The organism is Streptomyces sediminimaris (assembly GCF_047049295.1).
Lineage (GTDB): Bacteria > Actinomycetota > Actinomycetes > Streptomycetales > Streptomycetaceae > Streptomyces > Streptomyces sediminimaris.
Window position 1 is genome coordinate 7,999,329 of sequence record NZ_JBJWOT010000001.1, and the last position, 14,031, is coordinate 8,013,359.

The following is a 14,031-nucleotide window of genomic DNA, read 5'->3' on the forward strand; positions in this document are numbered from 1 at the left end:
CAAGAGCGCGCACGGTCCGGGTGTCCGCGCACGGCATCACCCCTCACAGCAGTGGCTGCCCGGGAAGCCACTCGACGCTGCGGGTGACCTCGCCGAGTTCGGCCGCCAGCGGGCCCACGCCGATGCCGGGCCCGGTGGGTACCGGCAGACGGCCGTCGCGTACGACGAACGGCTCGGTGATGTCGGTGCGGTAGTAGCGGTCCGAGCCCGAGGTGTCACCGGGCAGGGTGAAGCCCGGCAGCGCGGCCAGGGCGAGGTTCGCCGCCCTGCCCAGCCCGGTCTCCAGCATGCCGCCGCACCACACCGGCACACCGTGCGCCACGCACACGTCGTGGATGCGCCGCGCCTCGAGGTAGCCGCCCACCCGCCCGGGTTTGATGTTGACGATCGCGCACGCGCCCAGCCGGATCGCGTCCGCCGCCGCACGCGCCGACGTGATCGACTCGTCCAGGCAGACCGGTGTACGGATCTGCCGGGCCAGCCGGGCGTGCCCGAGGACGTCCTCCTCGGGCAGCGGCTGCTCGATCAGCAGCAGGCCGAAGTCGTCCAGGCGGGCCAGATGACGGGCGTCGGCGGGGGTGTACGCGGTGTTGGCGTCGACCTGGAGGGCCACCTCGTCGCCGAAGCGCTCGCGCACGGCCCGGACCGGTTCGAGGTCCCAGCCGGGCTCGATCTTCAGCTTGACGCGCACGTATCCCTCGTCGAGGTAGCCCGCGACGCTGTCGAGCAGCTCCGGTACGGAGTCCATGATGCCGACGGAGACCCCGCAGGCCACCTCCTCCCGCACGGCACCGAGCTCGCGGGCCAGCGGGCGCCCGGCGGCCCGCAGTTCGGCGTCCAGGACCCCCATCTCCAGGGCCGCCTTGGCCATCCGGTGGCCCTGGACGGCGGCCAGCGCCGGGGCCACGGCGCCCGCGTCGAGCCGGTCGGCGCGGGCGAGCGCCGGTACCAGGAAGCGGCGCAGGACGTCGGCGGCGGCGTCCACGTACTCGGAGGAGTAGAGCGGGCTCGCCATCGCCACGCACTCGCCCCAGCCCTCGCCGTCGTCGGTGACCACCCGCAGCAGCAGCGCCTCGCGGCTGGTGGTGGTGCCGAAGGACGTGCGGAAGGGCGCCACCAGCGGCATCTCGATGTGGCGCAGTTCTACGCCCGTCAGCTTCATCGCTGCTCCTTGTCCGTCAGGGGAAGGCGGGGTGTGCGGGGTCGCTCGGCGCAGGTCGCCGCGGCATCCGGTCCCGGGCGGCGCAGGACGTACCAGCCGGACCGGTCGAAGCCGGTGACGCGGGCGCCCTGCGCCATCAGCGTGCCGAGGACCTCACGCAGCGCCGCACGCCACTCCTTGGCCTCACCCGGCGCGGTCAGCCGCAGCCGTTCGATGTCCGGGGGGACGGCGACGAGCAGCGTCGAGGAGCCGGACGTGCCGGCGACCGGGGTGCCCTGCGGGCTTCTGTCCAGTGCCACTGCGGCGCCCCGCGCCCGGCCGGCCGCGGCGTCGGCCTGCGCGGGCCGGCCCGCGCAGGCCGCGCGGACCGGCCCGTCGAGCAGCGGCCAGCGCACGTGCAGACGGTCGGTGTCGTCACCGGCGTTGATGCCGTCGTGGACACCGCCGTAGAAGTTGGTCAGGTACTCCTTCGGCCGGGCCCCGAGTTTGACGAGGTTGAAGTAGGCGTTGCGGCGGATCAGGGGATCGAAGGTCCAGTGGATGGCGGACACCCCGCGCTCCAGCGACCAGGCGCGCTGGTGCAGCTTGAGGGCGAAGCCGATGCTGCGGCCCCGTGCCGCGTTGGACACCCCGGCGATATGGCTGTGCACCGCCTCGTCCGCCGGGGCGCCGAAGAAGCCGACGCACGCGCCGACGAGTTCGTCCCCGTCGAAGGCTCCGCCGATGTAGTTGCCCGACTTGGCGAAGGCGCGCAGGAGTTCGCCGGTCATCGGCGCGCCGGCGGGGCCGGGCTGCCAGATGAGGTTGAACAGGTCGTGGACGGCGTCGAGTTCCCGCCCGCCGCTCACCTCACGCACCCGCACCCGCGATGCCGCGGCGGCGGCCTCCGCCCGGTCGGCGGCGTCGGTGGCGGCACCGCGGATCGCGTCGCCGGTGAGGTCGTTCGGGTCGGTCACGGGCCTGCTGCCTCCTGCCAGGGGCGAGTCGGTCACGAGCGGTCTCCCTCGGGGGGCCGGGCGGACCCGGTCCGGCGGGCGCCCGCGCGGGGCGGTGGATCGGCGAGCAGGTCCTCGGTCAGGGCGGCCAGCACCGCGGTGCGTCCGGGCAGTTCCGCCACGATCACGTGCTCGTCCTCGGCGTGGGCTCCGCCGCCCACCGCGCCGAGCCCGTCCAGGGTCGGCGTGCCGACACCCGCGGTGAGGTTCCCGTCGGACGCCCCGCCGACCGCCGCGCCGACGGGCTCGGGCAGGCCGAGCCGGTCCGCGAGACGGACCGCGCGGGCGAACAGCCCGGCGGACGAACCGGCCTCCAGCGGCGGGCGGTTGGGGCCGCCGGTGACCTCCAGCCGGGCACCGGGCAGGACCGGACGCAGCGCGCGCATCGCCCGGTCCACCCGGGACTGCTCGGCCGCGTCCCGCACCCGTACGTCGACGGCGAACCGTCCGGCCCCGGGCACGGTGTTGGTGGTGTGGCCCGAGGTCAGCACGGTCGGGGTGACACTGGTGCCCCGCTCCGGGTCCGGCAGCGCGCCGACCGCGAGGACCTGATGGGCCAGTTCGACGGTGGTGCTCACCCCGCGTTCGGGCTCCAGACCGGCGTGGGCGGCGCGGCCGTACGCCTCGACCTGGTACAGCGACACGCCCTTGCGGGCGGTCTTGAGCGCGCCGCCGTCCGCGGACGCCTCCAGCACCAGCGCGGCGGCGCAGGCCGACGCCTCCTCCTCCACCAGCCACCGCGACGAGGGGGAGCCCAGCTCCTCGTCGCCGGTGACCAGGATCGTGACGCCCGACGGGTCGGGCAGGGCCGCGACGGCGTGGAAGGCCATGACCAGGCCGGCCTTCATGTCGAAGCAGCCGGGTCCGCGCACCGTGCCGTCGACGAGGGAGAAGGGGTGGCGGGCGAGCGATCCGATCGGCCACACCGTGTCGTGGTGCCCGAGCAGCAGCACCCGCGCCGGCGCGTCGCCCAGCCGCCACCGCAGGTGCGTGCGCCCCTCGATGACGATCCGTTCCGGCCGGACGCCGAGCCGGGCCGTGCCCAGTTCGGCCACCACGCCGGCGCTCGTGGCGACCGCGTCGAGGTCGGCCGACGGTGACTCGCAGCGCACCAGGGTCTCCAGGTCGTCGAGCATCCGCGGCAGGACCGCCGTCAGGTGGGCGACCTGTGCCGGTGCCGTCATGACGAGGCCGCCTTCGGTGTGGCGCGTACGCCGTGGTGGAGGTACGGCTCGCCGGAGGGCAGGGCGTAGAAGATCACCGGCTGCCAGGTCCTGCGGGCCGGGTCCCGCACGGCGAAGCGGGTTCCGGAGCCGTCCAGCGGCACCAGCGGGTACTCCTCCACCGGGTCGGGGACCAGTTCGGCCAACGGGCCGGTGACGGTGACCCGCAGGACGCCCCCGCCGTCGCGCTCCAGCACCTCCATCCGGGCCCCGGCCCGCTCGTAGACGCCGACGTGCGGCCGGACGTCCACGGCCGGCGGATCGGCGGGCGGCGCCGGGGTGCGCGGCATGGCGAGGCCGGCCAGCTCCGCGAAGATCTCCTCGAAGAGGTCCTCGTACAGATCGCGGGCGTTGCCGCCGTTGGTGAGCAGGGTGACGGCGAGTCCCTCGGCGGGCAGCAGCCGGAGGAACGCGGACTGGCCGATGGTGTTCCCGTCATGGCCCAGGACGAGCCGGCCGTCCCAGGTGAAGCGGCTCCAGCCCAGTCCCCAGGAGTCGCCGAGGGTGTACGGATCGGGCAGTTCGGCATGCCGGGCGGCCATGTCCCGGGCGCCGGACTCGCTGAGGACGCGGCCGCCGTCGGCGGTGCGGCCGCCCGACAGATGCGCGCGGGCGAAGGCCAGGACGTCGGCCGCGGTGGAGGTGATCAGCCCGGCCGGTCCGAGCGAGCGGGGCAGGCACCACACCGGTGCCCGCTGCGGCGAGCCGCCGTCGGGTGCCTCGTGACCGACGGCCGCGCGGTGCAGCAGCGCCTCCTCGGGCAGGGTCACCGTGCGCCGCAGCCCCAGCGGGGCGAAGACACGATCGCGCATCGCCCGGTCCCAGGTGACGCCGGTGAGTTTCTCCACGACCCGGCCCATCAGGGAGTAGCCGGAGTTGCAGTACGACCAGGTGGCGCCCAGGGGATGGTTCTGCGGCACGTCCGCGAGCCCGGCGACGTAGGCCTCGAGGCAGTCGTCGCCGCGTCCGGTGTCGGTGAAGACGTCACCGTCGATGCCGCTGGTGTGCGTCAGCAGGTGCCGCATCGTCACGGCCTTGGTGGTCTCCGGGTCCGACAGCACCAGTTCGGGCAGCACGGTGACCAGCGGTGCGTCCAGGTCGAGCAGGCCCTCCTCGACGAGCTGCATGACCAGGGTGGCCGTCCAGACCTTCGAGACCGAGCCGATCTGGAAGAGCGAGTCGGTGGTCGCAGGTACGCCCGTCTCCTTGTTGAGCACCCCGTGCGCCACCTCGACCAGCTCGTCGCGGGTTCCGGAGACGTCCGGGCCGGTCCGCAGGACACCGAGGACCGCGCCGGGCACCCGGTGCCGGGCGGCCAGGGCCGCGAGCCTGCGCTGCCAGTGCGCGGCGTCGATCGGTGCCCGCCTCCCGCCCTCGCTCCCGCCGGCGTGGCGTTCCACCCACTCGGCGACACGGGCGTTGAAGTCCCGTACGTGCGACGGCGGGCCCTCGAGCACGAACAGGTGCGAGCCGCCCGGGTAGAGGACCAGCTGCGTGGGCACGTCGCGCTCACGCAGGGCGGTGTGCCACTGCGAGGCCTGACCCACCGGGCAGACCAGGTCGTCGGTGCCGTGGAAGACCAGGGTGGGGGTGCGGACCCGGTCGACATGGGTCAGGGGCGACATGGCGGCGTACCGCTCGCGCCGGGCCCAGGGCGGCCCGCCGAACTCGTGGGCGGCGAGGAAGTGCCCGTCCTCGGCGGAGCCGGCCATGCTGGTGAGGTCGCAGACGATGCCGCCGGCCACTGCCGCCGCGAACCGGTCGTCATGAGCGGTCAGATAGCAGGTCATGTAGCCCCCGTAGCTGTAGCCGGTGACCGCGAGGCGGCCGGGGTCGGCGACGCCCTCGGCGACCAGCGCGTCCACCGGTTCCAGGAAGTCCCGCGCGTCGGCCAGCCCCCAGGCACCGCGCACGGCGTCGAAGAACCGCTCGCCGTAGCCGTCGCTGCCGCGCGGATTGACCAGGAGCACGTTCCAGCCGCGGGCGGCGAGGAGCTGCTGGTAGACGTGGACGGGGTCGGCGGCGGCGTTCCACGCGTTGTGCGGGCCGCCGTGGATGTCGAGCAGCAGCGGGCGCGGCGAGCCGTCCTGCGACGGCGGCTCGCCGATCAGCCAGCCCTGGACCACGGTGCCGTCGGAGAGGGCGAACTCTCGCTCCACGCGCGGGTACAGCTCGACGTCGGACAGCGCGGCGCCGTGGGCGGTGCACACGGTGCGGTCGCCCGACGCGAGGTCGAGCACGACGACCTCACCGAACGAGGTGGGCGTGGCGAGCACCAGCGCGACCCGGTCGCCGCGTACGGACATGCCCGAGACGGTGTGCCCGGCGCCACCGAGCACGAGGCGGGGCGCGGGCGGCTCGGGGGAGTCGTCGAGGCCGACGGCGTAGACGTGGGTGCATCCGCGGTCGCGGGCACAGAACAGCACCGTGCCGCGGTCGGTCAGCTGGGGGAGTGCGCCGGGGTAACCGGGACCGCCGGGCATCACGTTGCGGTCGAGTGCCGCGGCGAGGTCCGTCACCCCCGCGCCGGAGGCGTCGCCGAGCGGGACGCGCAGCAGCCGGGCATGGCCCACCGGGTCCCCGGGATGCCCGACGACCAGCAGCGCGTCGCCGTCCGCGGTCCACTCGGCGGTCGCGGCCCTGCCGTCGGTGAGGCCGGCCCGCACCGGCACCGCGGCGGTCTCGTCGACGTCGACGACATGGGTCGCGGCGCGAGCGGTCAGGTCGGCGTTCGGCGCCGTCGCCGCGGTGAAGGCCAGTCTCGTGCCGTCCGGCGACCACGCCGGCCGCGAGGCGTACCAGTCCCCGTCGGTGATCCGGCGGCAGTGGCCGGTGGTGAGGTCGAGGACGTGCAGGTGCCGGCGGACGGTGCCGACCAGGCCGGCTCCGTCGGTCTGGTAGTCGAGCCGGTCGATGACCACCGGCCGGCCCGGCGCGGGGGAGGACCCGTCGGGGCCGGCCGCGAGGTCGACCGCCGCGGTGAACGCGATGCGGGTGCCGTCCGGGCTCCACACCGGGGCTCCGGCGCCCAGCGGCAGCGTGGTGAGCTGCTCGGCCTCGCCGCCGTCGGCCGGCAGCTGCCACACCTGCGCCGCTGTGCCGCCGGCGCGCAGGAACGCGATCCGGGTTCCGTCCGGGGACCAGGCCGGTGCCTGGTCGCCACCGCCGCGGGTGAGCTGCCGGGCGCCGCTGCCGGCGCTGGGCACCGACCACAGATTGTGCACGGTCCGGTCGGCGTCCGGGTCGGTGGTGCGCAGCACGTACACGATCCGCTCGCCGTCCGGTGACAGCGCCGGCTGCTCGGGGGTCGCGATGCCGGCCAGGTCCTCCAGGCGCAGGGGCCGAGTCATGGAGGCCCTCCTCACTGATGACAGATGGGTGTGCAAGGGGCAAAGGGCTGGGAAAGGGGTGCGTGCGCTCACCCGGGAGCGCCCGTCGGCGCCGGCAGCTCGCCGGCGAAGTGGCAGGCGCTGCGGTGCACGCGTTCCGGCGCGTCCGCGGCAGGGTCGAGGGTCAGGCAGTCGGTGCGTCCCGGCAGCACCAGCGGCCCCACGGGGCACCGCGGATGGAAGCGGCAGCCCGCGGGCAGGTGGTGCGGGTCGGGTGGTTCGACGTCGGTGACGGTGGTGTCGACGGGCTCCGGGGTGTCCCGCGTGTATCCGTCCCGGTGGGGCGCGGCGGCCAGCAGTTCGCGGGTGTAGGGATGCCGAGGGTCGGCGAGCACGTCCCGGGCGGGGCCGCACTCGACGATCCGGCCGAGGTACATCACCGCGATGATGTCGCTGACGTAGCGCACCACCGCGAGGTTGTGCGAGATGAACAGCATGCCCAGGCGCATCTGCCGCTGGAGGTCGCGCACCAGGTTGAGCACGGTTCCCTGGACGGACACGTCCAGCGCGGAGGTGATCTCGTCCGCGACGACGACGGCGGGGCGGCCCGCCAGCGCGCGTGCCAGGGCGACGCGCTGGCGCTGCCCGCCGGAGAGCTCGGCCGGCCGGCAGTGGATGTGTCCCGTGTCGAGACCCACCAGCCGGAACAGCCGGGCGACCTCGGCACGGCGTCCGGCGGCATCGGCCGCGGCGGCGCGGGGAACGGCCTCGGCGACCGAGTCACCGACCCGCATCCGCGGGTCGAGCGAGGCGTACGGGTCCTGGAAGACCATCTGCACCGCCCTGCCCGGCCGTCCCACCCGGCGGCGGCCGACGTCCTCGCCGTCCAGCAGCACCCGTCCCGCGGAGACCGGCGCCAGGCCGACCGCCGCGCGGGCCAGGGTGGACTTGCCCGAGCCGGACTCCCCGACCAGGCCGACCACCTGCCCCGCGGGCACGGTCAGGCTGATGCCGTCGACGGCCCGCACGGCCCTGCGCCCCGTGCCGTAGCGCACGGTGACGTCCTCGAATCTCAGCTCGCTCACGGCCGTTCACCTTTCTCGCACAGGGGGTCGGAGGGCCGCTCGTCGCCGGGGCGGGCCGCGCCGTCGGCGCGCGGGTACCAGCACGCCACCCGGTGGCCCGGCCCGGCCACCTCCAGCCGCGGGTCGTCCGTGCGGCAGCGGTCCCGTGCGAAGGCGCACCGCGGGGCGAAGGCACAGCCGGCCGGCACCTGCTCCGGTGTGACGGGGCGGCCCGGGATGACGGCGAGCGGCCGGTCGAGGTCGGTCTCCATGTGGGGCACGGTGGCGATCAGCGCACGCGTGTAGGGATGCCGTGCCGCGGTGAGCAGCCGCTCGGCGGGCAGCTCCTCGACGATACGGCCCGCGTACATCACCAGGACCCGGTCGCAGGTCTGCGCCACCACGCCGATGTCATGGCTGATCAGCAGCAGCGCCACGTCGTCGGCGGCGCGGACCCGGTCCAGCAGGCCCAGCACCTGGCGCTGCACGGTCACGTCCAGCGCGGTCGTGGGCTCGTCGGCGATGATCAGTTTCGGACGGCCCATCAGTCCCAGGGCGATCATCGCGCGCTGGCGCATACCGCCGGAGAACTCGTGCGGGTACTGCGCCGCCCGTCGCTCCGCGGCCGGCATGCGCACCTCGCGCAGTCGTTCCACGGCCCGCGACAGCGCCGCGCGCCGCCCGGTCCTCAGGTGCTGCTCGGCCACTTCGGCGAGCTGCCGCCCGACCCGCATGGTGGGGTTGAAGGAGGTCATCGGGTCCTGGAAGACCAGGGCGAGCGAGGTCCCCAGCAGACGCCGGGTGGCCGCTTTGTGCTCCTTGCCGGTGAGCAGCGAGGTGGCCATGAACTCCAGGCGGTCGGCGTGCACCGCGCCGGGATGCTCGACGAGCCGGCTGACGGCGAGGGCGGTGAGGCTCTTGCCGGATCCCGACTCGCCCACGACGCCCACCGCTTCGCCCCGGCCGACGTGGAAGCCGACACCGCGCACCGCGGTCACGGGTCCGTGCGGACCGGGGAAGGCCACCCGCAGGTTCTCCACGGACAGCACCGGCTCCCTGCCCGGCCCGCCGGCGTCCGGTGCCGTGACGGTGGCCGGGCCGGCCGCGGGCGGTTCGGTGGGACGGGCGGCACGCGGGCGGTGCGCGGTGGGAACGCCGACCGCCTTGGCGACGGCCTCGCCCGTGAGGTTGAAGGCCAGCCCGGCGATCACCACGGCGACGCCGGGCGCCAGGGCCGCGGCCGGGTGGGTGTAGATGCCGTCGAGGCCGTCGCCGAGCAGCCGCCCCCAGTCGTACGACGGCGCCTGCACACCGAGGCCCAGGAACGACAGTCCGGAGAAGGCCAGCAGCGCGCCGCCGGCGCTGATGGTGGCGTTGACGATCAAGGGGTCGGAGACGTTCGGCAGCACGTGCCGGGCAAGGACGCGCACCTTGCCCACACCGGCGACGCGGGCGGCGTGGACGTAGTCCCGCTCGCTGACCGAGGCCACCAGCGTCTGCGTGAGCCGGGCGAAGCCGGGTGCCATCGCGAAGCCGATCGCGAGCACCGCGCCCTTGGCGCCGAGCCCGAACACCACGGCGAAGAACAGGGCGAGCAGCAGCCCGGGGAAGGCCACGGCGACGTTCACCACCGCGGTGACCAGCCGCCCGGCGCGCCGTCCCAGCAGCGTCGGCGCCACGCCGAGGACCAGTCCGGTCACCACGCCGAGCGCCGTGGCGAGCAGCGCCAGGGCGACCGAGAGCCGGGTGGCGACCAGCACCCGGTAGAAGACGTCCCGGCCGAGGTTGTCGGTGCCCATCCAGTGGCGTGCCGAGGGCCCCTTGAGGAGCTGGCCGGTGTCGATGGCACCGGCCCGGCCGGACCACAGCAGCGGAGCGCACACCGCCAGCAGCAGCACCAGCAGCAGGAGCGCCGCGGCGCAGCCACCGAGCGGGGTGCGCAGCACCCCCAGCCACCGGTTGCCGTCCGGCCGGCCCGGTGCCGTGCCGTCCGCCGCGCCCGGCCGGGTCCCGTCACCGCTCGCGTGCTCCTCGCCCGCCCTGCGGGCCTCGTACTCCACCGCCATCGGTCAGCTCTCCCGGATCGCGGAACGGGGGTCGAGCAGGGCCAGGGCGACGTCGACCACGACGTTCACCACAAGCACGCCCGTGCCGTAGACGAGGACGACGCCCTGGACGACGGGGTAGTCCTTGGACAGGATCGACTGGACGATGGTGCTGCCCAGGCCGGGCCACGCGAAGACGTTCTCCACCAGCACGGTGCCGGCCACCAGGCCGCTGAGCATCAGCCCGCCGATGGTGAGTCCGGCGGTCACCGCGTTGGGCAGGGCGTGGCGGAGGTAGATCGTCCGGGGCGGCAGGCGTTTGGCGCGGGCGGTGCGGACGTAGTCCGTGTGCAGCACCGACAGCGTCTCGATCCGTACGATGCGGGCCAGTACCGCCGCCGGTCCGGCGGCCAGCGACAGCACCGGCAGTACGTAGGAGGCGAAGCCGCCCCGGCCCCCGACCGGGAACCACGCCAGCCGCACGCCGAAGACCCAGACCAGGCCGACGGCGAGCAGGAACTCCGGGACGGCGGCGACCAGCACGCTGGCCGAGGTGAAGGCCAGCTCCCCGCGGCGCCGGCGGCCGCCGCGGGTGAGCACCGCCATCCCCAGGCCGAGCGGCACCGACAGGACGACCGCCAGCAGGAAGGACGCCACGGCCAGTGAGACGGTCGACGGCAGCCGGTCGCCGATCACCTGGCTGACCGGAAGGCCGTTCGTGACGGAGGTGCCGAGGTCACCGCCGGCCAGATGCCGCAGGAAGCGCAGGTACTGGGTCGGCAGCGAGTCGTTCAGTCCCAGCTGCTCCCGGCGCAGGTTCACCACCTGCTGCGAGGCGTTCATGCCGAGCGCGCCCCGCACGGGGTCTCCGGGAATGAGGTGGATCATCGCGAACGCCGCCGTGACCAGCACCCACACCGACAGCACCAGCCGGGTCAGGCGGCGGACCGCGAAGCGGACCCAGGGGTGCTCCGCCAGGCCGCGGACCCGGGCGAGGCCCGGCAGGGCGTGCGGTTGCTCGGTGCCGGGCCCGGCCAGGAGCCGGTCGGCCGTCTGGGCGTTCATCTGGGTGTGTGCCTCCGGCATCTGGTGGGGTGCTTCCGGGTCGGGGCCGGGCGGTCAACCGACCACGCGGATCGAGGTCGGGGCGATGGCGGCGTCGGCGATGTCGAAGGTCGCGCCGTTGCCGAACACCGGCGTGACCAGGTCGGCGAAGGGCACCACGTCGGCCCGCCGGAACAGCGCCTTCTCCGCGGCGGCCCACTCGTCGCAGCCCTTGGCACCGGTGAGGACCGACGCCTTCTTCACATGCGCGTCGTACGCGGCGTTGTGGATGGAGCCGAAGTTGTTGCCGTTCGGCGGGGTGGCGCCGGAGACGAAGGGCACGGCCTGGGTGGGCAGGGTCACCGTCAGCGGCAGGAACATGGCGTCCCAGGAGCCCTGTCCGGAGATGACCTGCTCGAACTGGCTGTCGGCCGCGCCGCGCAGGGTGACCTTCACACCGGCCTTCTGCCACTGGGAGCGCAGCAGCTCGGCGGCGTTCTGCATCGGGGCGCCGCGACTGGTCGGGTAGTAGAAGGTCAGCGACAGCTTCTTGCCGCCCTTGCGGCGGATCCCGTCGGAGCCCTTGGTCCAGCCCGCGGCGTCGAGGGCCGCCCCGGCCGCGGCCCGGTCGTGCCCGGGCAGGGTGCCGGTGACGGTGTCCGCGGTGCACGGACCCTGCCCCTTCGCCACCAGCCCGGTGAGCGGTTCGCCGCCGCCGTTGGTGACGACGGTGCGCAGCTGCGCCAGGTCCAGGGCCTGGGTGAGGGCGCGCCTGACCTCCGGGGCGGCGGTGGGTGCGCCGTGCCGCTGGTTGAACCACAGTTCGCCCAGGGGCGCGTGCATCGCGCGCTTGAAGGTGAGCCTGGCCGCCACCCGGGTCTTGTCCTGGCCGGTGATCAGGGCCGCGTTGATCTGCTTGGCGAGCAGCAGGTTGGCGGCGGTGGCCTCGTTGCTCACGACCTTGAGCACCACCGAGTCCGGAAGACCCGCGGCGGTGGCCTTCGCGCCCCCCGGGCCCCACCCGTAGTCCTTGCGCCGGGTGAAGGTGTAGTGGTCGTCGGCGACGGCTTCGGTGAGGGTGAACGGCCCGGTGCCCGAGCCGCCCCGCTTGAGGATCGAGCGGTCCTTCAGCCCTTTGCGGCAGACGATGGGCAGGCTGCCCACGTTGCGGCCGAGGAAGGCGTCGGGGCTCGGCGAGGTCACCGTGACGGTGCCGGCCGCGTCGTCGGCCTTCGCCTTCGCGCCCGCCGGTACGTACAGTCCCGCCACGCCCGACCCCTTCTTCGGGTCCCCGGCGTAGTCGATGTTGTCGGCGACGTCCTTCGCGGTGAGCGGGGTGCCGTCGGAACAGGTGATGCCCTTGCGCAGCGTGTAACTCGCCGTCGTGGGCGTGCTCTTCCAGCTGTCGGCCAGTTCGGAGACCTCCTTGCCGGAGGGGTCGACGGCCACCAGGGAGTCGTACATGAACAGGTCGGCCTGGTGCGCGACCGAGAGTGTGGTCGCGTGCGGGTCGAGGGTGCCGGGGTCGGCGGCGATGGCGAGGGTGAAGGTGCCGCCCTCGACCGGCTTTCCGGAGGTGCCGGCGGTGCCGCCACCGCCGCTGCACGCGGTCAGGGCGAGGGCCAGTGCCCCGGCCGTCGCGAGCGTCGTCGCTGCGTATCTCATGGGATCTCCCGCGAAAGGGTCCGACGGGCCGGGGGCGGACCACCGGCCCGGGTCGTCACTGGGCCGTACGGCGGTCCGCGCGGCCGGTGTGCAGGAACTGCGCGGGACCGTCGGCGGCCTCGCCGACGAAGGCGTACGGCTGGTGGAAACCGTGCTCCCGCTCCTTGGCGATCAGCGTGTCGCCGTCGAAGGCGACCAGCTCGACGGTGGTGGTCTCCATGCCCATCTCCGCGGCGAGTCCCTTGGGGACGCACTCGACCCAGACCCGGTGTTCGTCGTCCTGGGTGACGGTGTTGTCGAACAGCCGGGAGCTGTAGGTGCCGACGTAGCGGCTCGCGTCGACGGGCCGGGGGTCGGCGGGCGGCTGTGGCATCGGGGGCAGCTCGACGCCGGCGAGTTCGCGCAGTGCGTGCCCGACGACCTCGTGGTAGAGGCCGAGGGAGTCGCCGCCGTTGGTCAGCAGGGTGACGGCGAGGTCGTGTTCGGGGACCAGGCGCAGGAAGGCTGCCTGGCCGATGGTGGTCCCGTCGTGCCCGATCAGACCGGTGCCGGCACCGTCGAACAGTTCCCAGCCCAGGCCCCAGGCGTCGCCCATCACGCCGAGGCGGGGCAGTTCGACCTCCCGCTGCCGCATGGCCTTGGCGGTGGCCTCGCCGAGGACGGCCGTGCCGTCGCGGTCGGTGCCCCCGTCGAGGTGCATCCGGGCGAAGGCCAGCAGGTCCCGGGCGGGCATGGCGAGCATGGAGCCGGCGGGGGAGTTGGAGGGGGCGAGGGACCAGACGGGGGCGGGCCGCAGGGGCTCCTCGGGGGAGGTCCGCAGGTGCCCGACGGCCGTCCGGTGCAGGATCGCCTCTTCCGGTCCGTGTGCCGCGTGGGTCAGGCCGAGCGGGGTGAACAGGTGCTCGCGCAGACAGGCGCCGAAGGGCTTGCCGCGCACCACTTCGACCAGGCGGCCCAGCACGCAGTACCCGGCGTTGTTGTAGGAGAACAGCCGGCCGGGGGAGAAGAGCTGGGGCACGTCGCCCAGGGTGGCGACGTACTTCTCCACGCAGTCGTCGTCCCTGCCGGTGTCCGTGAAGATGTCGCCCTCGAACCCGGCGGTGTGGTTGAGCAGCTGCCGTACGGTGATCGCCGCCGCGGCGGACTCGTCGGCGACCCGGAACTCCGGCAGACGGCTGCGTACCGGGGCGTCGAGATCGACCAGCCCCTCGTCGACGAGCTGCATCACGAGCGTCGCGGTCCACAGCTTCGTGATGGAACCGATCTGGAAGAGGGTGTCGGAGTTCGCCGTCACCCCGGTGGAGAGGTTGAGCATGCCCGTACCGTGGTCGGCGACCTCTCCCGCCAGGTCCACGGCCACCGCCGCGCCCGGTACCTCGTACCGCTCGAGAAGGCCGGGCAGCCGCTCTTCCCACCAGGCTCGTATCGCGTCGAGTTTCGTCATGCCGCGAACGTAGGGGCGGGCGCGCCGCGCGGACTCATGCCGGAGCACGAAGGATCGTCC

9 protein-coding genes are annotated in these 14,031 nt (G+C 74.2%); all 9 read right to left on the reverse strand.

All coding sequences use genetic code 11. From position 1 onward, the window contains the following. Positions 1-43: 43 nt before the first annotated feature. Positions 44-1,162, reverse strand: coding sequence for an o-succinylbenzoate synthase (gene menC / locus ACJ9NR_RS36655; protein WP_412492612.1), 1,119 nt, complete (start codon positions 1,160-1,162; stop codon positions 44-46). Next, positions 1,159-2,154, reverse strand: a complete 996-nt coding sequence (locus tag ACJ9NR_RS36660) for a GNAT family N-acetyltransferase (RefSeq protein WP_412492613.1) — start codon at positions 2,152-2,154, stop codon at positions 1,159-1,161. The genes menC and ACJ9NR_RS36660 overlap by 4 nt, the downstream gene beginning before the upstream one ends. Beyond that, a complete protein-coding gene (locus ACJ9NR_RS36665; RefSeq protein ID WP_412492614.1) occupies positions 2,151-3,341 on the reverse strand; it encodes a M20 family metallopeptidase in 1,191 nt (396 codons plus the stop codon). Before ACJ9NR_RS36665 ends, ACJ9NR_RS36660 begins: the two co-directional genes overlap by 4 nt. Beyond that, positions 3,338-6,730 carry a serine hydrolase gene (locus ACJ9NR_RS36670; protein ID WP_412492615.1) on the reverse strand — a complete coding sequence of 1,131 codons (3,393 nt, stop codon included), beginning with the start codon at positions 6,728-6,730 and terminating at the stop codon, positions 3,338-3,340. The genes ACJ9NR_RS36665 and ACJ9NR_RS36670 overlap by 4 nt, the downstream gene beginning before the upstream one ends. A 68-nt stretch (positions 6,731-6,798) precedes the next feature. Then, positions 6,799-7,794 (reverse strand): ABC transporter ATP-binding protein, encoded by a 996-nt coding sequence (locus tag ACJ9NR_RS36675; protein ID WP_412492616.1) that lies wholly within the window; start codon positions 7,792-7,794, stop codon positions 6,799-6,801. Next, positions 7,791-9,839 carry a dipeptide/oligopeptide/nickel ABC transporter permease/ATP-binding protein gene (locus tag ACJ9NR_RS36680; RefSeq protein ID WP_412492617.1) on the reverse strand — a complete coding sequence of 683 codons (2,049 nt, stop codon included), beginning with the start codon at positions 9,837-9,839 and terminating at the stop codon, positions 7,791-7,793. The genes ACJ9NR_RS36675 and ACJ9NR_RS36680 overlap by 4 nt, the downstream gene beginning before the upstream one ends. 3 nt (positions 9,840-9,842) lie before the next feature. Beyond that, complete coding sequence (locus ACJ9NR_RS36685) at positions 9,843-10,883, reverse strand: ABC transporter permease (protein ID WP_412512755.1); 1,041 nt, start codon at positions 10,881-10,883, stop codon at positions 9,843-9,845. 54 nt (positions 10,884-10,937) lie between these two features. Beyond that, entirely contained in the window at positions 10,938-12,527 is a 1,590-nt protein-coding gene (locus ACJ9NR_RS36690; protein ID WP_412492619.1) for an ABC transporter substrate-binding protein, read from the reverse strand. Positions 12,528-12,582: 55 nt separating this feature from the next. Further along, positions 12,583-13,971 (reverse strand): serine hydrolase domain-containing protein, encoded by a 1,389-nt coding sequence (locus tag ACJ9NR_RS36695; RefSeq protein WP_412492620.1) that lies wholly within the window; start codon positions 13,969-13,971, stop codon positions 12,583-12,585. Positions 13,972-14,031: the final 60 nt, after the last annotated feature.